This window comes from Actinomadura luzonensis (assembly GCF_022664455.2).
In the GTDB taxonomy this organism is placed as follows: domain Bacteria; phylum Actinomycetota; class Actinomycetes; order Streptosporangiales; family Streptosporangiaceae; genus Nonomuraea; species Nonomuraea luzonensis.
In genome coordinates this window covers 551,374-575,793 of sequence record NZ_JAKRKC020000002.1, presented here as the reverse complement: position 1 = coordinate 575,793, position 24,420 = coordinate 551,374, and the positions used below count along the sequence as shown (strand labels likewise).

The following is a 24,420-nucleotide window of genomic DNA, read 5'->3' as shown; positions in this document are numbered from 1 at the left end:
CACCTCCACGAGCAGGTTGCCCAATTTTGGCCCAGACCGTAATGTGCTGAGCTTGATAAGTCAATGGAGGCTGGTGTGACGGCGTTCGACGCGAGCAAGCTGATCGGTGACCTTGAGGTGAGCCTCGACGTGGACGTCCTGGTGGGCGCGTACCCCGACCGCGACGGCCCGCCGGGCACGCCGGAGTCGGTGCTGCAGACCCTGGCCGCGCACCGGGTCCGGGCGGCGGCGGTCGCCTCGCTGCGCGCCGCCCTGTTCGACGTGCGCTCGGGCAACGACGAGGTCCTGGCGCTGGAGCCGCCCGTGGTCCCGGTCGGGACGGTGGACCTGCGCGACCCCGTCGGCGCCGGGCGGGAGCTCGACCGGCTGGCCGGGCTGGGCGTCCGGGCGGTCCGGCTGTTCCCCGACGAGCAGGGCGTGGAGGCGGGCTTCCCGTCGGTCCGGCACGTCGCCAGGACGGCCGCGGAGCTCGGCCTCGTGGTGCTGACCGGGGGCGACGTGCGGCGCTTCTGGCAGCCGTTCTCCGGTCTGGGCGCCACGGTGGTCTTCCTCGACACGCACTTCTACCACCTGGGCGACTTCCTGGTGGTCGCGGCCGACGAGCCCGGCTTCCACACCTCGACCCGCCTGCTGAACTCGCCCGACGCGCTGGAGAGCGTGCCGCCCGACCGGCTCCTGTACGGCTCCCGCGCCCCCCACTACGAGCCGCTGGTCCCCCTGCTGCGCCTGACGACCAGCGGGCTGAAGCCGGCGGAGATCGCCGCCGTCGCGGGCGGCAACGCGAGGAGGCTGCTCGGATGATCATCGACGTGCACGCGCACTGGGGCCCGTGGTTCTTCACCATGGACGTGGCCGGCGCGAACGTGGCCACCATGGACCGGTACGGCATCGCCCTGTCCGTCGTCTCGGCCACCGAGGCGGTGATCTACGACGCGCCCGCCGGCAACCGGGCGCTGGCCGCCTGGCTGGAGGGCCAGGACCGCCACCTCGGCTACGTCACCGTCAACCCCCGCAGGCCGGAGGAGGCCGACCGGGACCTGCGGGCGTACCTGCCCACCGGCAGGTTCGTCGGCGTCAAGATCCACACCGACTACACGCGGTCGCCGGTCTCCTCGCCCCAGACCCGCGAGGCGCTGGCCATGGTGGCGGCGGCGGGGGTGCCCGCGCTGGTCCACACGTGGGGCACGACGGTGCTGGACCTGGCGGAGGTCTGCCTGGACACGCCCGGCCTGCGGGTCATCGCCGGGCACATGGGCGCCGACGGCTTCGCCCACGCCATCGAGGCCGCGAACGCCTGCGACCGGCTCTACCTCGAACCCTGCTACTCCCACGCCCCGGCCGGCCGCGTCGCGCGGGTGGCGGCGGCGGTGGACCCGGCCCGGCTGCTGTTCGGGACGGACTCGACCCTCATCGACCCGGCCTCGGCGTTCGGCGCGGTGGCGGCGGCCGGGCTGGACGCGGAGACGGCCGAGCTGGTCGCGTGGCGGAACGCCGTCCGGCTCTTCGATCTGGACATTACGGCCTAGGCCGTTATACCGTGCGGCGACCCCTCACAAGGAGTGACCAGCGAATGATCCCCCGCCGCCGTTTCCTCCAGGCCGTCTCCTTCACCACGGGCGCCGTCGCCGCGGGCGCCGTCGCCCTCCCGGCCGCCTCCGCCCTCCCGGCGGCGGCCGCGACCGCCGCCCGCGAGCCGAAAGGCACGATCACCGACCTGGGCCCGGCCAGCGTGGCCAGCCCGCTCGGCAACGCCGAGTTCGTCGGCGACGTGCTCTACCTCGGCTCGCGCGGCCTGGCCCCCAACGTCGTCGGCGCCTGGGACCTGAGCCAGGACAAGGTCACCGCGCACCACGAGATCCCGACCGGGGTCGGCATCTGGGCCATGTGCAAGGTGGGCACCGACGTCTACGTCGGCACCCACACCCGCTCCGACCTCTACAAGATCGACACGCTCACCGGCGTGACGACCCTGCTGGCCCAGTACCCCGACCCCTACATCTGGACCATGGCCTCCTCGCCCGACGGCAAGGTCTTCATGGGCACCTCCCAGCCCGGGCGCGTGCTGGAGTACGACCCCGCCACCGGCGCCACCCGCGACCTCGGCCAGCCCGCGCCCGGCGAGGCGTACGTCCGCAGCATCCAGGCCGACGACACCCACGTCTACGCCGGCGTCGGCACCAACGCCCACCTGATCGCCATCGACCGGCGCACCGGCGAGAAGCGCGAGCTGCTGCCCGCCGAGGTGGCCGACCGCGACTGGGTGTCGAGCATGTCCGTCAGCGGCACGCACATCGCGGGCGGCATGAACTCGCTGGCCGAGCTGCTCGTGCTGCCGAAGGCGGACCCGGCCGCGTACCGGGTGGTCAAGGCCACCGCGCCGGGCGAGAAGTACATCGTGTCGGTGCTGATCCACGACGGCTGGGTGTACTTCGCCGGCCGCCCCTCCGGGACCTTCTACCGCCACCACCTGGCGAGCGGCGCGTACGAGGTGCTCGGGGTGCCGTTCCCGGAGGCGGCCACCGTCCGCCTCCTGGAGCACGGCGGGCGGATCTACGGCATCCAGGACCTGGGCGTCTTCGTCTACGACCCCTCCACGGGCGCGACCGACTACGTCAGCCACGTCCAGAAGGGCTTCCGGGCCGCGCCCGAGGAGCCGATGTCGGTGCACTGCGACGGCGAGCGCGTCTACGTCGGCGGCAAGGGCGGCTGCGACATCCACGACCTCGCCACCCGCGAGGTGACCCGGCTGACCATCGCCGGCGAGCCCAAGACCATCATGAACGTCGGCGACACCACGTACCTCGGCGTCTACACCCAGGCCGCGCTCTACTCCCACCACGCCGGCGACCCCGCCGCCAAGCTGCTCTTCCGCACCGGCCAGAGCCAGGACCGGCCGAAGGACCTGGTCCACGACCGGCTGACCGGGCTGATCGTGATGTCCACCCAGCCGGAGCCGGGGCACCAGAACGGCGCGCTCGACGTGTACGACCCCCGCACCGGCCGGCTCGACACCTACCGGCCCGTCGTCGAGCGCCAGACCGTGTTCTCGCTGACCGCCCGGCTGGGCACCGTCTACCTGGGCACCAGCACGCAGGAGGGGCTGGGCGCGCCGCCGGTCACGACCACGGCCCGGCTGGCCGCGTTCGACCTGCGAGACCGCCGGGTGCGGTGGGAGGTCGAGCCGGTGCCCGGCGCGAAGGCCGTCACGAGCCTCAAGCACACCGCGCTCGCCCTGTACGGGATCACCGACACGGGCGTGCTGTTCGAGTTCGACCCGCTGCGGCGCGAGGTCACCCGCACGCTGAAGGTCTGCGACCGGGGCGGCGACCTGGTGCTGTCCGGGCGGTACGCGTACACGAGCGACGAGGACGCCGTCTACGAGATCGACCTGGTGCGGCTCACCTCGCGCCCGCTCGTGGCCGGGCTGGCGAGCGACTGGTTCGGCGGCGGCTCCCGCGTCAACATCGACCCGTCCGGCCGGGCGCTCTACGCGCTCAAGGGACGCGACCTCATCCGCATCGCGATCTGACGCCTGCTCAGCGGGCCGCGGCCAGGACCCGTGCGCGCTCACCGTCCGGGAGGGCGGGGCCGTACGGGTCGTGGGCGTGCTCCTCGGGGATCAGGCCCTCCTCGGCGGCCAGCCAGGCCATGCGCTGGACGTAGCCCTCCATGGGGCCCTCCGCGGGCGCCGTGAAGGTGGCCGCCGCGAGCCGGTCCAGCCGGGCGGCCGCCTTCTCGAAGCCGCGCAGGTCGCCGCCCTCATAGGCGCGCAGCACCGCCGCCGTCGTGCCCACGGACGCGGCCGCGACGCCCACCAGCGCGGCCTGCGCGCCCCACAGCAGCGAGGCAGCGAACATGCGGTCCTCGCCGGTGATCGCCAGCCGGCCGGCCTCGCGGGTGAGGGCGATCGTCCGCTGGCAGCCCATCGCGTCCGACAGCAGCGCCGTCTTCAGGCCGGCGACGCCGGGCAGGTCCAGGATCCGGCGCAGGGCGGCGGGCGGGCACGGGTCCGTGTACAGGTCGAAGGCGATCATCGGCAGCCCGGCGGCCGACCACACCGCCTCGTGCAGCGCCACCCGGTCCCCCGGCTCGGGGAACACCAGGACGCCGTCGGCCCCCAGCTCGGCGGCCATCCGCGCGTCCGCCACCGCACGGGCCGTCCCGCCGCCCTGCCCGCCGTTCTGCCCGCCCTGCCCGCCGCCGTGCCCGCCGCCGTGCCCGCCGTCCTGCGCGCCGCCGACGCCGACGATGACCGGGACGCCCGCGCGGCGGGCGCGCGTGATCACGCCGGCCCGCGTCTCCGCGGCCAGGAAGGGGCCGCGCCCGGTGTGCGCCAGGACGGCCAGGACGTCGGCGCCCGAGCCGGCCAGGCGGCGGAAGTACGCCTCCGCGACGTCGAGGTCCACCTCACCCGCCCGGGTCATCGGCGTCAGCGCGGCCGCGGCCAGGCCGCCGCGCAGGCGGTCGCGCAACGCGGCGGCCCGCGCGTCGATCGGCGTGCTGCTCATCGCTCCCCTTCCGGACATCCCGGGCGACAAGCGTAGGCCGTCCCGGCTCAGCCGGTCACTTGAGCCCCGTCACTTCAGCCCCGTCATCGCGATGCTGTTGACCAGGTAGCGCTGCAGCACGAAGAAGACCACCAGGCACGGCACCGCCGAGACGGCCGCGGACGACATCAGCGTCGACCACTGCAGCTCCTCCGTCTTCAGCACCGTCAGCCCGACGGTCAGCGTCCGCGTGGCGTCGCTCTGCGAGATCACCAGGGGCCACAGGAAGTCGTTCCAGTGCCACAGGAAGACGAACACGCCGAGGGTGGCGAGGATCGGCTTGGTCAGCGGCACCACGATCGTCCAGTAGACGCGCAGCTCCGAGGCCCCGTCCACCTTGGCGGCGTCGAACAGCTCGTCGGGCAGCCCCAGGATGAACTGGCGCATCAGGAAGACCGCCTGCGAGTTGGCCAGCGTCGGGACGATGAGGCCCCAGAAGGTGTCGGCGCCGTCGAGGTCGGAGACGAGCACGTACAGCGGGATGAGCGTGGCCTGGAACGGCACCATCATGGTGGCGAGGAACGTCCACAACATGGTGTCGCGCCCGGGGAAGCGCTTCTTGGCGAACGCGTAGCCGGCCATCGACGCGGTGAGCAGGATGACCACCACGGAGACGCCCGAGTAGACCAGCGAGTTCAGCGTCCACTCGGCGAACCCCGACGCGCTGAGCACCTGCGCGAGGTTGTCCAGGGTGAGCGAGTCCGGCCACCGCGCCGGCACGGTCGGCTCGCCGCGCGGCGACAGCGCCACGACGACCATCGCGGCGAACGGGCCGAGCGTCAGCGCCGACAGGACCGCCAGCAGCGCGTACAGCGGCCAGCGCCGGCCGGGCCGGCGCCGGCGCCGGGGGCCGGCGGCCCGCCGCTCCCGGGCGGCGGGGCGGGCGGCCGTCAGCGTCATGTGTTCTCCTTGCCGAGGAACCGGCGCTGGATCAGCGAGACGGCCAGCACGATGGCGAACAGCACCATCCCCCACGTGGCCGCGTAGCCGAACTCCCAGAACCTGAAGCCGCGTTCGAAGATGCCGTAGATGAGGGTGTAGCTGGCCTTGGCGGGCCCGCCGCCGGTCATCACGTAGATCGTGTCGAAGACCTGGAACGAGGCGATGGTCTCGATCACCAGCACGAAGAAGATCGCGGGCTTGAGCAGCGGCAGGGTGATGCCGCGGAACCGCTGCCAGGGGCCGGCCCCGTCGACCTTCGCCGCCTCCAGGTACGAGCCGGGGATGGCCTTCAGCCCGGCCAGCAGGATCAGCATGGAGTAGCCGAAGCCCTTCCAGCAGGAGACGACGGCCAGGGCGGGCAGCACCAGCTCGGCCCGTTCCATGAAGCCGACGGGCCCGAGGTCCAGCTTGGCCAGCAGCCCGTTGAGCAGGCCGTCGAACTCGTAGATCCAGCGCCAGATGAGGCCGGCGAACACGAAGCTGGTCACGTACGGCAGGAACAGCATGCCGCGGAACAGCCCGCGCAGGAACACGACCGAGTTCAGCAGCAGCGCGGTGCCGAGCGAGACGGCCATGACGAGCGGCACGTAGATGACGGTGTAGACGAGCGTGGCCCGCAGGCTGGACCAGAAGTTCGCGTCGTTGACGAGCCGCGCGTAGTTGTCGGCGCCGACGAAGCTCCAGTCGCCGCCGATGTTCCAGTTCGTCAGGCTCATGCCCGCCGCGCCGAGCGTGGGGAAGATCTTGAAGATCAGGAACAGCACGAGCATCGGGAGCACGAACAGCAGTCCCGTGACCGGATCACGCAGCCGGTGGCGCACCGCGTCTCCCCCCTTTCCCGAAGAGCGGGCCGCCCGAGGAGCGGCCCGGTTCCGTGTCAGCCACCGCTGGCCAGCAGGTCGTCGCCCTCCTTGGCGGCGGCGTCGAGGGCCGTCTTCGCGTCCTCCTTGCCGATCAGCGCCGCCTGCACGTGCGCCGCGACCATCGCCATCACCTGGCGGGCCTTGGGGTGGGCGTCGCCGGGGAAGGCGTACTGCAGCGACTTGGCGAACTCCTTGGACGTGGCCGACTGCTCGGGGATCGTCACGTCGGTGCGCGCGGAGAAGAAGCCGGACTCCTTGGCCAGCGGCCCGGCGACCTCGGGCGAGGCGATGTAGGCGGCGAGCTTCCTGGCGGCGTCCTTGTTCTCCGAGTGCTTGGCGAGGACCAGGCCGCCGGGGATGCCGAACGCGACCCGCTTGACGCCCTCCAGCGGCAGGCCGATGCCGACGTTCTCCGCGCCGATGGCGGCGCCGAGCTGGTCGGCGTTGAGCGCGGTGGCCGCGTGGTACATCGCGGTCCGGCCGGCGGCGAGCGCGCCGCCCTCGATGTCGTTGCCCTTGCTGGCGGCGTTCTCCGGCAGGCCGCCGAGCGCCTTGAGGTCGAGCAGGAGCTGCAGGCTGTCGATGCCCTGCGGGCTGTTGACGGTCACCTTCTTGCCGTCGGGGGAGAACACCGAGCCGCCGTTGGCCCACAGGATCGGGTAGAAGCTCTGGTTGAGCGAGACCTCCGGCTTGCCCGGGTAGTCGAGGATCGCGACCTTCTTGGCGGCCAGCTTGGGGGCGGCCTCCTTCAGCTCGGCCAGCGTCTCGGGCACCTTGGTGACGCCCGCCTCGGCGAAGAGCTTCTTGTTGTAGATGGGGGCGGTGATCGTCTGGTAGATCGGCACGCCGTAGAGCTTGCCGCTCACGGTCAGCGCGGTGAGGGCGTTGGGCAGGTAGCCGCTCCGGTCGGCCGCGACCACGTCGTCGACGGCTTCGAGCGTGCCCTGCTGGGCGTACTGCGGGATCTGGTCGGGGCCGAGGACCACCAGGTCGAAGCCCTTCCTGGAGGCCAGGGCGGTGGTGACCTTCTCCTGGCGGCCGTCCCAGGGCTGCTGGTCGATCGTCACGTCGATGGCCGGGTTCTTGGCCTCGAAGTCCTTCTCGACCTTGTCCCAGAAGGCCTTGTTCCTGGCCTGGTCGGAGATCACGGGGTACATCCAGAGCGTCACCGCGCTCTTGTCCGAGCCCGGATCACCGGCTCCGCACCCGCCGACCACGACGCTGAGGGCGACCGCGATGCCGGCTGCCGCCATGTTCCTCATCGGCAGCGCTCCTTTCCTGAATACCGGTCCTGACCGAAACCTAGTGACCGGGCCCGGCCCGGTCAATGCCTGATACCTGAACGTGACTACCGCCCGCCCACGTGGCTCGCGACCGCCTCGGCGATGGCCTTGACGTGCTCCGACGTGTAGTGCTCGTTCCAGTCGACGGTCAGCAGCGTGGCCTCGACCAGGCGCTCGGCCTCGGGGCAGGAGGCCGGGCGGTAGCCCTCCAGGGGGTAGCGGGAGGAGCCGTAGACCGGCCGGCCCCACAGCGGGGCGCGGTTCAGGGGCTCCTTGAGGTAACCGGCCCGGGCCGGGACGCCGGCCGCGGCGAGGTGCGCGGCCAGCGCGGGCGCGCCGCCGCCGGGCAGGACGAGCGGGAACAGCCACCACGCGTGCCCGTCCGGCCGCGGCAGCCGCAGGCCGTCGCCCGCCAGGGGACGGAGGGCCGCGACCAGCTCGGCGGCCGTGCGCCGCCTGGCCGCGACGACCCCGGGCAGCTTGGCGAGCTGGGCGCGGGCCACCGCGGCCTGCAGCTCGGTCATCCGGTAGTTCAGGCCGAGGCTCTCGTGCGAGCGCCCCGCCGCCCGGTCCCAGCCCTTGTCCGCGAACAGCCGCATGCGCCTGGCCGCCTCGTCGTCGTCGGTGACGGCCAGGCCGCCGTCACCGCAGGTGATGTGCTTCCACTGCTGCAGGCTGAGGGTGCCGACGTGGCCGGCCGTGCCCGCGTACCGGCCGCCGGGCAGCTCGGTCAGCCACGCCTGCGCGCAGTCCTCGATGAGCGTGAGGCCGTGCCGGTCGGCCAGCCGGCGCAGCTCGGCCACCCGGGCGGGCGCGCCGAACAGGTGCACCGCCATGATGGCGCGGGTGCGCGGCCCGATGAGCGCGGCCACGGCGTCCGGATCGAGGTTGCCGTCGGACGGATCCACGTCGGCGAAGACAGGAACGGCGTTCTGCGCCAAGATGGGGGCCACGGTCCCGAAGTCCGTGATCGGCGTCGTGATGATCTCGTCACCTGGATCCGGCGCCGCCGCCACGACCGACAGGTGGAGGGCCGCGGTGCCGGACGCGCACGCGATCGCGTGGCGGGAGCCGTACAGCTCCGCGACCTCGCGTTCCAGCGCCCGCGCCTCGGTCCCCCACACGGAGTTGAGCATGCCGGAGCGGATGACCCGGTCCAGCGCGGCCACCTCCTCGTCGCCGAGGGTGCGGCCCGCGGGTTCGGCCATGTTGGGAAAGTGCAAGGTCACCGGATAGCCTTTCGGTCTAGACCGTAAAAAGGAAGGAGGCGCGGGTGGGTTTCGTCATCGGAGTCGTCGGCCCGCACGATCTGGTCGACGACGTCGCGGCCACCTGCGAGGAGCAGCCCGGCGTGAGCGCGCGCCGGCTCGACTACGACCACGAGTCGCAGGCGCCGGCCATCGTCGAGGCCCACGCCGGCTCGGTCGAGGGCTGGCTGTTCACCGGCGTCGTGCCGTACATGCTGGCCCGCGGCGCCGACGTGCTCACCCGTCCCGCCGTGTTCGTCGACTACTCCGGCGCGACCCTGCTGAGCGCGCTGGTACGGCTGCAGCACCAGGGCCAGGACATCACCCGCCTGTCCATCGACACCATCGCGCCCGCCGAGGTCACCGCCACGTTCGAGGAGGCCGGGCTCCCCACCGCCGGCCTCCGCACGATCGGCTACCGGCCGGAGACCACCTCGAAGAAGATCATCGCCTTCCACCGGCGTGCCCCCGAGCATCCGGTGATCACCTGCCTCAGCTCGGTGCACGAGGCGTTGCGCGGCGAGATGAAGGTGCTGCGGCTCGCGCCGTCGGACCACTCGGTGCGCTCGGCACTGCGCCAGCTCCTGCTCACGGCCGAGGGCCAGGCCCAGGAGGACGCGCAGATCGCGCTCGGCCTGGTCGAGACGGCCGGCGAGGAGGGCCTGCTGCGCGAGGCCGGGGCGCTCGCGGGCACGCTCGCCGGGTTCCGCGGCGGCAAGCACCTGCTGGTGACCACCCGCGGCCCGCTCTACGAGGCCACGGGCGGCTTCACCGGGCTGCCCATGCTGGCGCGGCTGGCCGCTCACAGCAGCGTGGCGCGGGTCGGCTTCGGGCTCGGGCGCAGCGCCGCCGAGGCGGAGAGCCTGGCCCGCCGCGCCCTGGCCAGGGCCAGGCGCATCGGCGACGTGGCCGCCGTGCTGTCGCTGCGCGCCGACACCGACATCGTGCTGGAGTCGGTGATCAGCGCGCCCTCCGGCGAGCAGAACCTGTCGCTGCTCGCGCGCCGCGTCGGCCTGTCGGTGCCGACGCTGGAGAAGCTGCTGGAGGCCCGTGACGCGGCCGGCGGCGAGGCGCTGACCACCCGCGAGATCGCCGAACGGCTCGCCGTGCAGCAGCGCACCGCCCGGCGCATGCTGCACCGGCTGGAGCTGGCCGGGCTCGCCGAGCGCACCGGCAACCTGACCAGCGGGTCCAGCGGCCGCCCTCTCACGCTCTACCGCCTCACCCTGTGACCGCCCGTCCCACGGCCGCCCGCCCGGTCGCCGCGCAGGTCCTGACCGCCCGTCCCGCGGCCGTTCAGGACAGCCATCGGTCGAGGCCCTGCGCGACGAAGTCGTCGTCGCGCAGCCACGGGTAGGCGGCCCAGACGCGGTCGATCTCGGCGAGCTGCCCGGGCGACAGGTCCTCCTCGGGGTCCAGGCACCAGCGGCCCGCCAGCAGCCCCTGGCGGCGCAGCACCTCGTGGATGCCGGGGATGCAGCCGCGGAAGCCGTTCGCCGAGTCGAAGATGGCCGCGTTGGCGTCGGTGAGGTGGCCGTCGAGCCCGAGCAGGCGGCGCACCGCGCCGTCGTCGCCCGCGCGCGCCAGCGTGGCCTCCTCCAGCAGCTCCACCGCGCGCCGCACCCAGACCGCCCACTGGCCGAGCAGCCCGCCCACGAACTCCACCTCCACCTGCCGGCCGTCCACGACGACCCGGTGCGAGGTGATGAGGTCGGCCAGGATGTGGTCGTCGTTGCCGGTGTAGAGCGCCACCTCCCCGGCCCGGCCGGCCCGCACGACGCCGTGCAGCACGTCGAGCGTGCGGTACCGGTCGAACGGCGCGACCTTGACGCCCACCACGGACTCGACGCTTGCCAGCCGGGTCCAGAAGTCGCGCGACAGCGGCCGGCCGCCGACCGCGGGCTGCAGGTAGAAGCCGATCACCGGCAGCACCTCGCCGACGGCCCTGGCCCGCTCGATCAGCCCGTCCTCGTCCAGCTCCCGGTACGGGCTGAGCAGCACCATGTGGTAGCCGAGCGAGCGGGCCAGCTCCGCCTCCGCGACCGCCTGGCCGGTGGGGCCGGTCGCGCCGGCCACCAGCACCACCTCGCGGCCGGACTCCTTCGCGGTGCCCGCGGCCAGCTCCAGCACGGGCGGGAGCAGGCCGGTGCCGTGGATGGCGAACTGCGTGGTGTGCACGCCCACCGCGAGCCCGCCGGCGCCGGCCTCGACGTAGTAGCGGGTCAGGGCGCGCTGGCGGCGCTCGTCCAGCTTCCTGTCCTCGGTCAGGGCCAGCGGGTGCGCCGGGATCACCAGGCCGCGCCTGAACAGGTCGCGCACGGACGCCTCCGGCGCCTGCGCGCTCGCCGCCTGTCCGCCGGCCGCCTGTGTCCCCGCTGCCTGTGTCCCCGCTGCCTGTGTCCCCGCTGCCGGTGTCTCCGGTGCCTGTGCCTTTGAAGCCGTGCCGAGCACGTGAGGTCCCCCTTTGCCGTGTGATGTGAGCACGTGCGTCAGAAACGCCCGTCGCGGCGTTCGAACTTGGTGGGCTTGCCCAGCAGCGGCCCGCCTTCGGCCACCCAGCGCGCCGTGTGCTCGATCAGCTCGGCGGGGGTCAGCTCGGGGTAGCCGAACAGCCGGTGGCAGCGGGAGGCGTCCGACAGCAGCGCCGTCGGCGCCTCCTCGCCGGTGAACACCGGCTCCTTGCCGAGCGCCGCGCCGAGCGCCCGCGCCGCCTGCCGCACCGAGATCGTCTCGGGCCCGGTGACGTTGAGCACGTACGGCGGCACGTCGGCGAGCAGCAGCGAGCGCAGCGCCACCTCGTTGGCGTAGCCCTGCCAGACCACGTTCACCTGCCCGGTGGCGAGGTCGACGGGCTCGCCGGCGAGCACCTTCTGGGCGAGGTCGACCAGCACGCCGTAGCGCAGCTCGACCGCGTAGTTGAGGCGGAGCAGCGCCATCGGGGTGCGGTCGCGCTCGGCGAAGTGCGTCAGCACGCGCTCCCGGCCGAGGCAGCTCATCGCGTAGTCGCCGACGGGCCCGACGGGTGAGTCCTCGGTGCTGCCGCCGCCGGCGACGGGGACGAGGGGGTAGACGTTGCCGGTGGACAGCGCGGCGATCCTGCTGCCCGCGAACCGCTCGGCGACGCGGCCGGGCAGGTAGGCGTTGGTGAACCAGGCGGCGTGCTCGCGGCCGCTCGTGCCGAACTTGGCGCCCACCAGGAACACCACGTTGGGCGCGTCCGGCAGTTCGCGGAGCGCCGTCTCGTCGGCGACGTCGGCGGCGACCACGGTGGCGCCCTCGTCCTGGAGCGCCTGGGCCAGGCCCGGCTCGGAGAAGCGGGACACCGCGATGATCCGCCTGCCGCCGCCGGCGGCGTTCAGCGCCAGGCGGACGAGGCTCGGGCCGAGCTTGCCGCCGGCGCCCAGGATCATGATGTCGCCGTCCAGCTTGCCCAGGTCGTCGACGAGCCCCGGGCTGGGCCGGGCCAGCCGCTCCTCGAGTTCCGCTGTCGTCCGCACGCGGTGTCCTCCGTCCTCTATTTACGGTCCAGACCGTAACTGGGTGACACTGCGGCTGTCAACGGGGGCGCCCGGCTCGGCGGGGGTCAGAAATCCTCGCGGGCGCGGACCAGCACGTCGAGGATGGCCCTGGTCTCCGCCCACGGCACGGGGCTGGGCGCGCCGCCGGCCATCGCGAGGAACGCCTCGATCGTCCCCTCGTAGCCGAGGCCGCGGACCGGGTCGTCGCCGGGCTCGATCACGATCGTCTCGCTGCCGTCCCGCCGGTGCAGCGTGACGCTGTAGGACTCCGGCTCCGACACGCCGAGGATCTCGACGACGCCGGTGACGCCGTCGTCCCAGCGCAGCGCCATGACCCCGGTGTCCTCGGAGCGCAGCGTCGTGTAGTGCCGCCGCGCCCCGGCGGCCCCGACCGGCCGCACGTCCGGGCCGAGCAGCGCCACCAGCAGCTCCACGCCGTGCACGCCCATGGTGACCATCGTGCCGCCGCCCTCCCCCGGCGTGTCCTGCCAGGCGTTGTAGCCGGTCGCCCAGAGCCCGACGTCGTGCCGCACGGTCGCGCGCACCGCCAGCAGCTCGCCGCGATCGGCCCGGACGTCCGCGAAGGCGGGGGCGAACCGCAGCACGGAGCAGGACAGGACGCGGTCGTGGATCGGCAGCCGGTCGAGCTGTTCGAGCTGGGCCCGCGCGGCGGCGGCGGGCTTGTTCACGAAGCAGGGCAGCCCGGTCTCCAGCACCTTGCCCAGCGCCTCCGGTACCTGGGGGTTGGGCACGGTCAGCACCACCCCGTCGAGCCGGCCCGACAGCGCCTCCTCCAGGCTGCCCGCCACCTTCGCCCGGGGGTGCTCGGCGGTGAAGCGGGCGAGCCGTTCCTGGTCCTGCTCCCACACCACGAGCTCGGCGTGACGGGACAGGGTGCGGGCGTCGGTGTAAGGGTGACTGGTGGCGAGCCCGGCGAGTGCGATGCGCACGGTTTGTCCTTCCATGTCCGGCAACGGCTGCCGGCAGCCTAGCCCGCGCGGTCGCGCTCGCCCAGGTCGAGCCGGGCCAGCTCCGTCCTGGAGGCGACGCCGAGCTTGGGGAACGCCTTGTGCAGGTGGTAGCCGACGGTGCGCGGGCTCAGGAAGAGCTGGGCCCCGATGTCGCGGTTCGTGGCGCCCCGGGCCGCCAGCCGGACGATCTGCAGCTCCTGCGCCGTCAGCAGCCCGGCCGCGCCCGCCACCGGCCCGCCGCCGGCCGTGCCGCGCCGCACGCCGCCGCGCGCAGCTCGGCGCGGGCGCGGGCGGCCCACGGGTGCGCGCCGGCCCGCTCGAAGGCGTCCAGCGCCCGCCCGAGCTGCAGGCCGGCGTCGGACTTGCGCCGGGTCCTGCGCAGCCACTCGCCGAACAGGAGCCGGGTGCGGGCCTCCTCGAACGGCCGGCCGCCGTCCTGGTGCAGCCGGACGGCCTCGGCGAACAGCTCCCCGGCCGCGTCCGCGGACCCGGCGAGCAGCGCCCGGCAGCGCAGGGCCACCGCGCCCGCCCAGGGCCGGCCGGCCGCGGCGGCCCACTCCTCGAACCTGGCCAGCGGCCCCCCGGCCCGTTCCGGCTGCTCGCACCGCACCGCGGCCTCCACCAGGTCCGGCACGAACAGGGTGGTCGTGAGCTGGTGGCGGACGGCGCCGGTGAGCCCGTCCTCCAGCTCCTCCAGCGCCGCCCGCGCCCTGCCCTGCCGCAGCGCCAGCAGCCCCTGCGCCCAGACCGCCCAGGCCAGGCTGGAGACGTTGCCGTGGGCGCCCGCGTGGGCCCGCACCCGGCCGGCCAGCTCCGCGCACTCGTGCTCCTCCCCGCACACCGCGGCGAGCCAGGCGAGCACGCCCTGCAGGTGGTCGACGCGGTGGTGCTGGCCGGTGTCCTCGGCGACGCGGACCGCCTCGGCGGCCGAGGCGTGCGCGTCCTGGAAGCGGCCGAGGTAGAGCAGGCTGCTGGCGAGGTTCTGCAACGCGTGCGGCAGCCAGCCGATCAGGCCCTGGGCCCGGCAGTCGCCGGCCAGCCGGGCGGACAGGTCGGCCGCGGTCTCGTCGTCGCCGGTCATGAACGCCATCGAGGCCATGATGAGCCGTTCGCCGGGCCCGGCCGGCTCCGCGGAGCGGCGGGCGGCGGCGAGCGCCGCGTGGATGGGCGGCAGCCCGCGGGCCGGGTCGCCGGCCAGCAGGTCGGCCAGGCCGGTCAGCGCGGCGATGACCGGCCGCAGCCGGTGGCCGGCGGGCAGGCCCAGCGCGCGCACGCCGTCGATCGCCTGCGCGGCCAGCTCGGGCGCGCCCGCGAACCAGGCGTCGCGGACGGCTTCGAGCAGCATGGACGCGGACCGGTCCGGGTCCGTGGCGGAGAGCGGCCCGGCCGCGGCCATCAGGATGCCGTGCGCGGCCCGCGGCGAGCCCTGCTCGAACTCGATCGCGGCCCGCACCCCGGCGAGCCTGGCGTGCTCGCGGGGGTCGTCGGTGAGGGTCGCCGCCCGGTCGGCCAGCGCGCGGGAGCGCAGCAGCTGGCCGGCGTCCATGGCCGCCTCCGCCGCGCTGGTCAGCCGCCGCACCTGGTCGCGCGGCTCCGGCGTGAGCTGCGCGGCCCTTTGGTAGGCGGCGGTGGTGGCGGCGTGCCCGCTCCTGCCGCGGGCGCGTTCGGCCGCGCGGTCAGCTCCGCGGCCACGGCCTCGTCGGGAGCCGGTGGCGGCGGCGGCGGGTGCCAGGCGCGGGCGTCGGCGTGCGCGCTGCCCTCGGCGGCCCCGCCGAGCACGGCGGCGAGCGCGCGGTGCGCCTCCAGCCTCCCGGTGAACGGCGCCCCCTGGTAGGCGGCGGCCCTGACCAGCGGGTGGCGGAAGGTGAGCTGCCCGTCGAGGCGGACCAGCCCGGCCCGCTCCGCCGCCTCCACGGCGTCGTCGGGCACGCCGAGCCGCCGCGCGGCGGCGAGGACGACGGTGAGGTCGCCGGTGCTCTCCGCCGCCGCGACCAGCAGCAGCGTCCGCGTCGGCGCGGGCAGCGCCTGGATCTGCGCCTGGAACGCCTCCTGCATCCGGCCGGTCAGCGGGAGCGGGCCCACGTGCGGGGCCGGCGGGGCGGCGTGCCCGGCCCGCTGCTCGGGGGTGAGCGCGGCGGGCAGCTCGATGAGCGCGAGCGGGTTGCCCTCGCTCTCGGCGAGCACCCGGTCCCTGACGTGCGGGGCCAGCGGGCCGGCGGCCTCGCCGAGCAGCCGCGCCGCGTCGTCCGGCGCAAGGCCGTCCAGCCTGACCTCGGGCAGGCCGGCCGGCCGGAAGGCGTGGCTGCCGTCCCGGACGGCGAGGATCAGCGCCACCCCTTCCGCCTCCAGCCGCCGCGCGGCGAACAGCAGCGCGTCGGCCGAGGAGCGGTCCAGCCACTGGGCGTCGTCCACCAGGCACAGCAGCGGGCCGTCGCCGGCCAGCTCGGACAGCAGGGTCAGCGCGCCGAGCCCGACCAGGAACCGGTCGGCGCCGCTGGAGGGGGCCAGCCCGAAGGCGCCCCTGAGCGCGTCCGCCTGCGGGGCCGGCAGCCGGTCGAGCCGGTCGAGGCCGCTCCGCAGCAGCAGGTGCAGCGCGGCGAACACCAGCTCGGCCTCGCTCTCGATGCCCACCCCGCGCAACGTCCGCATCCCGAGGGCGGCGGCCCGGCGCGCGGCGTGGTCGAGCAGCGCCGACTTGCCGATGCCCGCCGGGCCGCGCAGCACCAGGACGCCGCTCCGGCCGTCCTTGGCCGCCGCCAGCAGGTCGTCCATCCGCTCACACTCGGCCGCGCGCCCGTACAACACGGGAGGATCCTACTGAGACCGTGACCTGGCCCCCTGGGCGGCATGACCGGTCACCTGACAGATTCCGGCCGGGCCGCGCCGCCCTAGCGTCGTCGGCATGCAGCCTCCGGCCTTCTCCACCGCCGAACGGGATCGGCGCTGGGACCTCGCCAGGGCGCTCATGGACGCCGAGGGCGTCGACGCGCTCGTCGTGCACGGCGGCGCCGAATGGGCGCCGGACGTGTACTTCACCAACGACCGCCCCGGCGCGATCGTCGTCTTCCCGCGCGCCGGCGAGCCCATCGCGCTGGTGGGCGCGGCGGCGCACCTCGCCGGCCACGCCACGGCCCGGGCGCGCGGCGAGCGGGTGTGGATCGAGCCGGAGAACATGCTGGTCGCCAAGCACGCGCACGGCGTGGCCGACACGCTGCGCGCGCACGGGCTCAGCAGGTCGCCGGTCGGCGTGCTCGGGCTGGAGCCGTGCCCGCCGTTCCACGCCGACCCGCTCATGCCGTACGCGTTGTGGTCCGCGGTGCTCGGGCAGCTCCCCCAGCTCACCTTCAAGCCGGTGGAGCGCGCCTTCGTGGCGCTCGCCCTGCCGCAGTCCGCCGAGGAGCTGGCCGCGGTGCGGCACGCGGCGGCGGCCGGCGAGGCGATGGCGCTGGCCATGCGGGACGCGGCGCGGCCCGGCGTCACCGAGGCGGCGGTGTGCGCGGCCGGGCTGGCCGGGTGCCTGGAGCAGGGCGCGGTGGCGCGCGTCCTGGGCCTCGCGTCGGGGCGGCAGCTCGCCGCCTGCGGGCCGCCGGCCTGGTCGTACCGGCCGGGGGCGCCGCGCGTGATCGAGGACGGGGACCTGGTCCTCGCCGAGGTCTCCGCCGCGTACGGCATGCGCGAGGCCCGGCTCCGGCTGGCCGTCGCGGTGGGGGACGTGCACCCCGACCTGGAGCGGGCGGCCCGCACGGCGCGCGACTCCTACCTGGCGGGGCTGGCCGCGCTGCGTCCCGGCCGCACGTTCGGCGAGGTCGTGGCCGCGATGCGGCGGCCGATCCTGGACACCGGCGGCCGGCACCCGCACCCGCTCGTGCTCTCCGTCAACCCCGGCGGGGCGGCCTGCGGGGCCGCCGCCGCGCCCGGCCCGCCGGGCGACCCCGCGCGCTACGCGCTGCTCGCCGAGCAGCCCACGATCGGCGCCGACCTGCGGCTCCGGCCGGGCATGACGTTCGCCGTCACGCCGACCTGCGCCTACGGCCGGCGGCTGGCCGGCGTCGGCGGCACCGTCGTGGTCGGCGAGCGGGAGCCGATCGAGCTCACCACCATCACCACCCACCTTCTGAGGAGCACCTGATGAACCGGTCCACCGTCGCGGCGGGCGTCCTGGCCGCCGCCCTGATCGCGTTGTTCGCCTACCTGTCGCCCGGCCTGGCGCTGTGGCTGACCTTCATCCCGGCCATGGTGATCGCCTACGGCTGCCACCTCGCCACCACCGACCGCCGGCCGCCCGACCCCTCGCGGGTGCTGCCGGTCTACCTCGTCGGCCTGGCCTGGCAGTTCCTGCACTTCGGCGAGGAGTTCATGAACGGCTTCAACCGGCGCTGGCCGACCGAGGTGTTCGGCGCGGAGGCCATGTCGCTGCCGCTGTTCGTCTGGATCAACATGGTCAGCTACGCGGCCTTCGCCATGGGCGCGCTCGCCATCTACCGGGGCTGGCGGGTGCCGCTGCTGATCGCCTGGTTCTTCGCGATCATGGGCGCGATGGGCAACGCGATCGGGCACCCGATCTACGACCTGGTCTCCGGCGACCTGGCCTTCCCCGGCATCGTCACCTCGCTCGGCTACTGGGTCATCGGCCCGATCCTCGTGCGGCGGCTCTGGACCGCCGCGCTCCCCCAGCCGGCGGCCGCTCCTGCCGCCCGCCTGACCACCTCCGTCTGAAAGGAACCATCACATGTCCTCTTCGCACATCCCCGAGCGTGAGATCGCCGAGCGGCCCGCGGGCTACGGCGGCCCGAACCTGTCGCCCGTGGGCCTGGAGCTGGTGCCGGACGAGCTGACCCCCGGCGTGTGGGCGCTCATAGCGAACCTGCCGCCCAAGGACAACAACGGGCTGGTCGCCGGACGGGACGCCCTGCTGGTGATCGACGCGGGGATCACACCGGACGTCTCCGCCATGATCCAGCGGGTCGCCGCCGGCCTCAGCGACCGGCCGCTCCGCTACCTGGTCAACACGACGTACCACGGCGACCACACCTTCGGCAACGCCGCGTTCCCGGCGGACGTCGTGATCGTCTCCTCCGCCGCGAACAAGGCGAACATGACCGACCTGGCCTACGAGAAGGCGACCCGCTCGGCCAACATGTACGGCGACGCCGCCCTGCTCGACGCCGTCACCTCCTGGCGGCTGCCGGACCTCACGTTCGGCGGCCGCGCCGAGATCGACCTCGGCGGGCGGGTCGTCGAGCTCCACCACTTCGGCCCGGGCAACGGCCCCGGCGACACGATCGTGTACGTCCCGGACGCGCGCACCGCCTGGACCGGCAACTTCCTGTGCCACGCGGGCACCGCGCACATGCTGCTGCAGGGCGGCCCTGAGCCGTACCTGGCCTCGCTGCGCGCGATGCGCGAGGCCCTGCCCGAGCTGGAGACCATCGTGCCGGGGCACGGCCCGGCGGGCGACGGGCCGGCGGCGGTGGCCGACCTCATCGGCTACCTCGAGCGCCTGCACGAGGAGGTCGCGGCGAGCGTCAAGGCGGGGCACGGCCTGGAGGAGACGTTCGCGGCGTGCACCGACCCGTGGGCCGAGCGCCTCGATCCGCGGCTGTCGGCCGCCCTCGCCCGGTATCCGGTGCCGCAGGAGCCGGCGCGGCGGGGCATGCTCGCCCTCTGCCGTGACCTGCACCGGCTCAACGTCCTGGCGACGTACCGGCTCTACGCGCCGGCGGACGCCGGATGATCACCCGTTGACGGGCGCCGCGCGCGAGGTTACGGTCAGGACCGTTAATCGTGGAGGTGGTGCTGTGCACATCCCCCTGACCGTGGGACGCGTCCTGCGCGCGACGGCCGCGGCGGCGCTCCTGGCGGCGCTGCTCGCGGCGCCGTTCACGCCGGCCACCGCGGCCGACCTGCGGCTGCTCAACGACGGCTTCGACGACGGGCTGACCGGGTGGAGCGGCTCGCACACCCCGGGCGGCGTCGATCCCGTGCTCTGGAACGGGCGCACGACCGCGCGCGTCACCGACGCCGACCCGGCCGCCGCCTACGGCCGGGAGAGCATGCCCGGCCTGCCCGCCGTGCCGGGCACCCGCTACACCCTGAACGCCCAGGTCTGGGCCGAGAGCGGCACCGCGTACCTGTACCTGCGGTTCCGGGACGCCGCCGGCCGCCTGCTCGCCGGCGGCGCGAACGCCCCGGCGACGGGCCGGCGGTGGAACCGCGTGACGACCTCGGGAGTCGCGCCGGCCGGCGCGGCCACCGTCTCGGCCCTCATCTACTCGGGCGTGGCCGACGTGGGCACCGCCTACTGGGACGAGGTGCTGATCACCAAGGACGTGACCGACCTGGGCGTGCAGATCGAGAGCAGCGCGCCCAACGCCACCACGTTCGCGGGCGGCAGCGCCTACGCCCTCTACACCGGCACGGCGAACGTCAACCCGCAGCTCGCGGTGATCGACCTGGCCACCGCGAAGGTGACCAGGAAGATCACCATCCCGGACAGCGCGGCCACGCCCACCGTGGGCGGCTGGGCGGCGGCCACGGCCACCGACGGCAGCGTCTACCTCGGCACCTACCCGAACTCCAAGCTCTACAGGTACGTCCCCGGCCAGTCCGCGGTCACCGACCTCGGGCGCGCGGAGGGCGGCTACTCCTTCATCTGGGACCTGGAGCCGGGCGCGGGCGGCGTGGTGTACGGCGGCACCTACGACCAGGGCCGCTACTTCAGGTACGACGGCGCCTTCACCACGCTGGGCGCGGTGCCCGTCGTGCCCGGCGCGCAGAACGTGCGCAGCCTCGCCCACGACCCGGCCGCCGACGCCACCTACCTCGGCACCGGCACGCACGCCGGGCTGGTCAGGTACGACAACGCCACCGGCCGGGTGGACGACCTGCTCCCGCCGGCGTACGCGCACGACTCCATGGTGGGCGGCCTGACCTGGACCGGCGGCAGGCTGTTCGCCTGGATCGACCGCACGCTGCTCGTCCTGCGCGTCGTCCGCGCCGCCGACGGCTCCTACAGCGCCACCACCGACGCCACCTTCACCGACGTGGACCTGCACCATTCGCCGGCCCGCGACGGCAAGGTCTGGTTCGTCAAGGAGGGGCTGCTGCACTCCTACGACGTGGCCGCCCGCACGGCGCAGGCGACCGGCGTGCGCCCCGGGCTGGACGTCACCGGCTACACCTGGTCCGGCGGCACCCTGGTCGGGCTCGGCGCGGCCGTGGACGGCACCAGGATCTTCAGCTACGACCCGGCGAGCGGCGACTGGAGCAACCGGCCCGTCACCGGCGCCCCCGTGCTGCCGGCCGCGATCAACGCGCTCGGCGCCGGCCCGGACGGGCGGGTCTACACCGGCGGCTACCTGACGGGCGGCACCGGCGTGCACGACCCGCTGCGCGGCGACGGCGACGACGACCGGCCCGACACGCCGACGCTGAGCGGGCTCAGCCAGACCGACAGCGTCCTCGCCCACGACGGCCGGCTCTACCTGGGCGTCTACCCGTCGGCCAGGCTCTACGGCTACGACCCGGGCGGCGCCTGGCCGCCCGCGCTGCTCTACACCGGCGGCGCGGCAGGCGACAAGGCCGACGACTGCGAGCCGGGGCACGGGCCGCCGCCGCAGGACCGGCCGTACGCGCTGGCCGGCGGCCCGGACGGCGCCGTCTACCTGGGCACCGTGCCGAAGTACGGCAAACGCAGCGGCGCCCTCACCGTCTGGAAGGCGGGCACGGCCGGGCGGACGCTCTGCGTGGTGCCGGACCAGTCCGTCGTCTCGCTGGCCTGGGCGGGCGGCAGGTTGTTCGGCGGCACGTCCACGCGCGGCGCGCTCGGCGTGGACCCGGTCTACGCGCCGGGGGCGTCGGCCACCCTCTTCTCCTTCGACCCCGCCACCGGCGCGGTGCGCCTGCACCCCCTCCCGCTGACGGAGCCGAAGGCCGTCACCGCCCTCAAGGAGGTCGGCGGCGAGCTGTGGGGCCTGGCGGGCGGTTCGCTGTTCACCCTCGACCCCGCGCAGCCCGGGACGATCACCGTCAAACGGCTCTTCCCCGACCCCGACTACGCCGCCAGGCCCAGCCTCGCCTGGCGGGACGGGGTGCTGCTGACCGTGCCCCAGGACCCCGGCCACGTGTACGGCACCCTCGGCGAGCAGATCTTCCGCATCGACCGGGCGACGCGGACGGCCACCGTCCTGCTGACCGTGAAGGGGATGGAAGGGCTGACGGCCGACGGCTTCGGCAACCTCTACTACAAGATCAACGAACGGCTCTACCGGCTCGCCCGGCCCTGAGCGCCCCCACCGAGAAAGCGAACCCATGCGAAGACTCCTCACCGCGCTGCTCGCGGTCCTGACCGGGACGGTGCTCGCCGTCGTCGCCGGGCCCGCGCTGCCCGCGGCGGCCGGCATCTGGCACGAGTACCCGTCGCCGGCGAACCGGACCTGCAGCGAGACCCGCGTCCACAACGGCACCGCCTACCAGGTCTGCCTGGAGTTCAACTACGCCCGCACGCAGGTCCGCGCCGTCGCCTTCGTCAACCCGGGCGCGTACACGAACTTCCAGGTCAACCTGCGGCTCTGGTTCGGCGGGGACGGGCCCGACATCTCCGACTCGTGCCCCACGATGACCACCAACGCCAGCCGGGCCTGCTACACCGCGTTCACCGACCTCAGGCGCCCCTACGTCGTCACCGAGGCCAAGTTCGGCATCGCCGGCTCGTGGCAGCTCCCCGTCCGGGCCCTGGACATGCGGCTGTCCGCCAAGCAGCAGGAAAAGGCCAACTGGTGCGGGCCCGGCGTCGTGCAGACCACGCTCGCCACGATCGGGGTCTCCGCCCCGCCCCAGTCCGAGCTGGCCGACGGGCTGCAGACCGACGAGACCCTGTTCGGCGCGACCATGCCCGGCCGGATCCCCGGCGTGATCAACTCCTACCTGCCCGCCTCCGACTGGCAGTACAAGTGGGAGGAGATCTACGTCGCCAACGGGCAGACGTACGAGGCGGGCATCGACAGGATCGTCACGTCCCTGTCGCGCGGCCGGCCGGTGATGATCCTGGTGATCCCGGGCAAGCTGCCCTGGTGGAACTCCGCCACGCCGCTCGTCCGGCACTACCTGACCATCCACGGCTACGGCGGCGTGGTCGGCGGCGACGGGTCGGTGCGCCCCTCGACGTTCAAGGTCGCCGACCCGGCGGACGGCAGCGAGCACTCCATCAACGTGGACAAGCTGCTGCTGGACAACGCCAACCTGGCCTGGAACTGGGTCGACACCGTCGCCATCGTGCGCACCTGACGGCGGCCACGGCACTGCCGCCCTCAGGTCAGTTGCGCGGCGGGCTCGCTCACGTATCGTCCCCAGCAGCGGTCCGGCCCACGTGAGGATGATCGGCATGCCCGACGACGCGGTACGACGTGTGTTCCAGGTGGTGGACTCGTCCGATCCGGACGCGTTCACGGCGTTGCTGGCGGAGGACGCCACGCTGGTGTTCGGCAACGCCGAGCCGACGACCGGCCGCGAGGCCGTCGCGGTCGCGTTGCGGGCGTTCTTCGCCACCATCGGCGGCCTGCGGCACCGGATCGTCAGGACCTGGCACGTCGGCGCCGACACCATCGCCGAGACCGAGGTGACCTACCGGCGGCTCGACGGCAAGGACGTCAGCGCCGCCGCCGTGTCGATCTGGCGGACCCGCGACGACGGCCTGATCACGGACTACCGGATCTTCGTCGACCTCGCGCCCGTCTACGCGGCCTAGCCTGGGGCTGGGCCGGGGCGGGCGCGGAACGGCCCTTCTCATCCGCGCACGGCGGTGAGCACCTCGAAGTGCGCGACGGCGGGGTTGCTGCCGAGCAGGGCCGCCCGCGCGGGGGCGGTCACGTGCTCCAGGCCGGGACGCTCGCCCGCGAAGCCCCGGACCGTGGCGAGCGCGTCGAAGAGGGTGATCGTCCTGATCTCGGTGACGTCGTCCCCGGGGCGGGCCAGCAGGTACGCGCCGCGGAACCCCCGCAGGTCGCGCAGGGACCGCAGCACGTCGGTCTCGAACACCTGCCGGTAACGGCCGGTGGCCGCGGGCCCGTCGGTCCAGGCCTGCCAGATGCGGGCGATCATGTCGTCTCCTTCGTTCGGTGGTCGCTCGCAGTCTCCCGCCGGCGTCCGGCCGCCCGCTTGAACGTCGTTGCTCAGTCGCGGGCCAGCAGCCGGCGCAGCTCGCGCGGCGGGTGCCCGCACTCCCGCCGCACCGTCCTGGTCAGGTGCGCGTGGTCGGCGAAGCCCAGCTCGGCGGCGAGACCGGCGAGGTCGCGGTGGCCGTCCTCGATGGCGTCCAGGGCCAGGAGCACCCGCATCCGGTTGCGGTACCGGCTCAGGGTCATCCCGGTCTCGCGGTGGAAGACCCGGCTGAGGTGGTACGGCGAGCAGCCGACGCGCCGGGCGACCTCGCGCAGGCCGAGGTCGCGCGGGTCCAGCGCCAGCAGCTCCCGCGCCCCCTCCACCAGCCCCGCCGCCCGTTCCGCTCGGCCGCCGGGCCGTTCTGCTCGGCCGCCGGGCCGTTCCGCTCCGCCGCCCGCCCGCGCCGGTCCGCCGCCGGGGGCTTCGCGCAGCAGGTCGCCGACGAGGCGGGCGGTGCGCTCGGCCAGCTCGAAACCGTCGGCGGGCCGCCGGGCGCCGGCGACCAGCGCGCGGTGCCGCACCGCGAGCCGGCCGGTGACCGGGAACGCCCCGGCCGGCCGCGCCCCGCCGGTCAGCTCGTGCATGGCCTCCTCGGCGAGCGAGATCGCGGTCCAGGCGTCCCGCCGCCCGGCGGCGTGGGCGATGCTCCGCTCCCTGCCCGGGTCCCCCACGTACGCCGTGGCCGGCTCGGCCAGCAGGACGTCGCCGCCGACGCGGGCGCGGAAGACGCCGGCCCGGACCAGCACCACGTGATAGCCGGGCGACATGTCGGGATCCGTCCACGCGGGGGTCGTCGCCCGCATCGTGACCCGCCGCACCGCGAACCCGTCCCCGGCCGCGATCACCGTCTCCTCGCGCACGTACGGACGCTACCCGAACCCCGCGAGCCGC

General features: G+C 74.5%; 23 protein-coding genes. 10 read left to right on the top strand and 13 right to left on the bottom strand.

The genetic code is table 11. The annotated features are described in order from the left end of the window. Positions 1-75: 75 nt before the first annotated feature. The 3 genes from MF672_RS32840 to MF672_RS32830 are packed head-to-tail and all read left to right on the top strand — an operon-like array spanning position 76 to position 3,529. Complete coding sequence (locus tag MF672_RS32840; protein WP_242378593.1) at positions 76-801, top strand: amidohydrolase family protein; 726 nt, start codon at positions 76-78, stop codon at positions 799-801. Further along, positions 798-1,526: an amidohydrolase family protein gene (locus MF672_RS32835; RefSeq protein ID WP_242378592.1), complete on the top strand. Its 729-nt coding sequence runs from the start codon at positions 798-800 to the stop codon at positions 1,524-1,526. The genes MF672_RS32840 and MF672_RS32835 overlap by 4 nt, the downstream gene beginning before the upstream one ends. A gap of 44 nt (positions 1,527-1,570) precedes the next feature. Continuing rightward, positions 1,571-3,529 (top strand): ligand-binding sensor domain-containing protein, encoded by a 1,959-nt coding sequence (locus tag MF672_RS32830; RefSeq protein ID WP_242378591.1) that lies wholly within the window; start codon positions 1,571-1,573, stop codon positions 3,527-3,529. A 7-nt stretch (positions 3,530-3,536) separates the two neighbouring features. Here MF672_RS32830 and MF672_RS32825 read toward each other — a convergent pair whose 3' ends face one another. From MF672_RS32825 to MF672_RS32805, 5 genes are all read right to left on the bottom strand, one after another. Beyond that, positions 3,537-4,508: a dihydrodipicolinate synthase family protein gene (locus MF672_RS32825; RefSeq protein ID WP_247815527.1), complete on the bottom strand. Its 972-nt coding sequence runs from the start codon at positions 4,506-4,508 to the stop codon at positions 3,537-3,539. Between the two features lie 69 nt (positions 4,509-4,577). Then, entirely contained in the window at positions 4,578-5,447 is an 870-nt protein-coding gene (locus tag MF672_RS32820; RefSeq protein ID WP_242383380.1) for a carbohydrate ABC transporter permease, read from the bottom strand. Further along, positions 5,444-6,310: a carbohydrate ABC transporter permease gene (locus MF672_RS32815; protein WP_242383379.1), complete on the bottom strand. Its 867-nt coding sequence runs from the start codon at positions 6,308-6,310 to the stop codon at positions 5,444-5,446. Before MF672_RS32815 ends, MF672_RS32820 begins: the two co-directional genes overlap by 4 nt. 56 nt (positions 6,311-6,366) lie before the next feature. Further along, positions 6,367-7,614 carry an ABC transporter substrate-binding protein gene (locus MF672_RS32810; RefSeq protein ID WP_242383378.1) on the bottom strand — a complete coding sequence of 416 codons (1,248 nt, stop codon included), beginning with the start codon at positions 7,612-7,614 and terminating at the stop codon, positions 6,367-6,369. A gap of 86 nt (positions 7,615-7,700) precedes the next feature. Continuing rightward, positions 7,701-8,843, bottom strand: coding sequence for a DegT/DnrJ/EryC1/StrS family aminotransferase (locus MF672_RS32805; protein ID WP_242383377.1), 1,143 nt, complete (start codon positions 8,841-8,843; stop codon positions 7,701-7,703). Positions 8,844-8,908: 65 nt separating this feature from the next. Here MF672_RS32805 and MF672_RS32800 point away from each other — a divergent pair, with 65 nt between their 5' ends. Further along, positions 8,909-10,114, top strand: coding sequence for a response regulator (locus MF672_RS32800; protein WP_242383376.1), 1,206 nt, complete (start codon positions 8,909-8,911; stop codon positions 10,112-10,114). A gap of 64 nt (positions 10,115-10,178) precedes the next feature. Here the strand turns inward: MF672_RS32800 and MF672_RS32795 are convergent, their stop codons facing one another. From MF672_RS32795 to MF672_RS32770, 6 genes are all read right to left on the bottom strand, one after another. Then, entirely contained in the window at positions 10,179-11,201 is a 1,023-nt protein-coding gene (locus MF672_RS32795) for a dihydrodipicolinate synthase family protein (protein WP_242383375.1), read from the bottom strand. A gap of 170 nt (positions 11,202-11,371) precedes the next feature. After that, complete coding sequence (locus MF672_RS32790) at positions 11,372-12,379, bottom strand: NAD-dependent epimerase/dehydratase family protein (RefSeq protein ID WP_242383374.1); 1,008 nt, start codon at positions 12,377-12,379, stop codon at positions 11,372-11,374. Positions 12,380-12,465: 86 nt separating this feature from the next. Beyond that, on the bottom strand, positions 12,466-13,350 hold the full coding sequence (locus MF672_RS32785) for a Gfo/Idh/MocA family protein (RefSeq protein ID WP_242383373.1): 885 nt from the start codon (positions 13,348-13,350) through the stop codon (positions 12,466-12,468). A gap of 38 nt (positions 13,351-13,388) precedes the next feature. Next, a complete protein-coding gene (locus MF672_RS32780; RefSeq protein ID WP_247815526.1) occupies positions 13,389-13,631 on the bottom strand; it encodes a helix-turn-helix domain-containing protein in 243 nt (80 codons plus the stop codon). After that, on the bottom strand, positions 13,577-14,917 hold the full coding sequence (locus MF672_RS32775) for a hypothetical protein (RefSeq protein WP_247815525.1): 1,341 nt from the start codon (positions 14,915-14,917) through the stop codon (positions 13,577-13,579). Before MF672_RS32775 ends, MF672_RS32780 begins: the two co-directional genes overlap by 55 nt. A gap of 20 nt (positions 14,918-14,937) precedes the next feature. Further along, positions 14,938-16,176: an ATP-binding protein gene (locus MF672_RS32770; RefSeq protein WP_247815524.1), complete on the bottom strand. Its 1,239-nt coding sequence runs from the start codon at positions 16,174-16,176 to the stop codon at positions 14,938-14,940. Between the two features lie 97 nt (positions 16,177-16,273). Here MF672_RS32770 and MF672_RS32765 point away from each other — a divergent pair, with 97 nt between their 5' ends. The 6 genes from MF672_RS32765 (at position 16,274) to MF672_RS32740 (ending at position 23,116) form a co-directional block, all read left to right on the top strand. Then, a complete protein-coding gene (locus MF672_RS32765; protein ID WP_242383483.1) occupies positions 16,274-17,500 on the top strand; it encodes a M24 family metallopeptidase in 1,227 nt (408 codons plus the stop codon). After that, complete coding sequence (locus MF672_RS32760) at positions 17,500-18,087, top strand: hypothetical protein (RefSeq protein ID WP_242383484.1); 588 nt, start codon at positions 17,500-17,502, stop codon at positions 18,085-18,087. Before MF672_RS32765 ends, MF672_RS32760 begins: the two co-directional genes overlap by 1 nt. 13 nt (positions 18,088-18,100) lie before the next feature. Further along, positions 18,101-19,105 (top strand): MBL fold metallo-hydrolase, encoded by a 1,005-nt coding sequence (locus MF672_RS32755; RefSeq protein ID WP_242383485.1) that lies wholly within the window; start codon positions 18,101-18,103, stop codon positions 19,103-19,105. A gap of 64 nt (positions 19,106-19,169) precedes the next feature. Continuing rightward, on the top strand, positions 19,170-21,656 hold the full coding sequence (locus MF672_RS32750) for an NHL repeat-containing protein (RefSeq protein WP_242383486.1): 2,487 nt from the start codon (positions 19,170-19,172) through the stop codon (positions 21,654-21,656). A 25-nt stretch (positions 21,657-21,681) separates the two neighbouring features. Then, positions 21,682-22,656 (top strand): C39 family peptidase, encoded by a 975-nt coding sequence (locus tag MF672_RS32745; protein WP_242383487.1) that lies wholly within the window; start codon positions 21,682-21,684, stop codon positions 22,654-22,656. Between the two features lie 97 nt (positions 22,657-22,753). Continuing rightward, complete coding sequence (locus MF672_RS32740; RefSeq protein WP_242383488.1) at positions 22,754-23,116, top strand: nuclear transport factor 2 family protein; 363 nt, start codon at positions 22,754-22,756, stop codon at positions 23,114-23,116. A gap of 38 nt (positions 23,117-23,154) precedes the next feature. Here MF672_RS32740 and MF672_RS32735 read toward each other — a convergent pair whose 3' ends face one another. Further along, positions 23,155-23,469 carry a hypothetical protein gene (locus tag MF672_RS32735; RefSeq protein ID WP_242383489.1) on the bottom strand — a complete coding sequence of 105 codons (315 nt, stop codon included), beginning with the start codon at positions 23,467-23,469 and terminating at the stop codon, positions 23,155-23,157. 71 nt (positions 23,470-23,540) lie between these two features. Then, entirely contained in the window at positions 23,541-24,389 is an 849-nt protein-coding gene (locus MF672_RS32730; RefSeq protein WP_247815523.1) for a helix-turn-helix transcriptional regulator, read from the bottom strand. Between the last annotated feature and the right edge of the window lie 31 nt (positions 24,390-24,420).

Coding starts and splice junctions, on each gene's coding strand:
- MF672_RS32835 (WP_242378592.1), top strand. CDS start 798: ATGATCATCGACGTGCACGCGCACTGGGGCCCGTGGTTCTTCACCATG.
- MF672_RS32830 (WP_242378591.1), top strand. CDS start 1,571: ATGATCCCCCGCCGCCGTTTCCTCCAGGCCGTCTCCTTCACCACGGGC.
- MF672_RS32825 (WP_247815527.1), bottom strand. CDS start 4,508: ATGAGCAGCACGCCGATCGACGCGCGGGCCGCCGCGTTGCGCGACCGC.
- MF672_RS32820 (WP_242383380.1), bottom strand. CDS start 5,447: ATGACGCTGACGGCCGCCCGCCCCGCCGCCCGGGAGCGGCGGGCCGCC.
- MF672_RS32810 (WP_242383378.1), bottom strand. CDS start 7,614: ATGAGGAACATGGCGGCAGCCGGCATCGCGGTCGCCCTCAGCGTCGTG.
- MF672_RS32805 (WP_242383377.1), bottom strand. CDS start 8,843: ATGGCCGAACCCGCGGGCCGCACCCTCGGCGACGAGGAGGTGGCCGCG.
- MF672_RS32775 (WP_247815525.1), bottom strand. CDS start 14,917: ATGGACGCCGGCCAGCTGCTGCGCTCCCGCGCGCTGGCCGACCGGGCG.
- MF672_RS32765 (WP_242383483.1), top strand. CDS start 16,274: ATGCAGCCTCCGGCCTTCTCCACCGCCGAACGGGATCGGCGCTGGGAC.
- MF672_RS32760 (WP_242383484.1), top strand. CDS start 17,500: ATGAACCGGTCCACCGTCGCGGCGGGCGTCCTGGCCGCCGCCCTGATC.
- MF672_RS32755 (WP_242383485.1), top strand. CDS start 18,101: ATGTCCTCTTCGCACATCCCCGAGCGTGAGATCGCCGAGCGGCCCGCG.
- MF672_RS32745 (WP_242383487.1), top strand. CDS start 21,682: ATGCGAAGACTCCTCACCGCGCTGCTCGCGGTCCTGACCGGGACGGTG.
- MF672_RS32740 (WP_242383488.1), top strand. CDS start 22,754: ATGCCCGACGACGCGGTACGACGTGTGTTCCAGGTGGTGGACTCGTCC.
- MF672_RS32735 (WP_242383489.1), bottom strand. CDS start 23,469: ATGATCGCCCGCATCTGGCAGGCCTGGACCGACGGGCCCGCGGCCACC.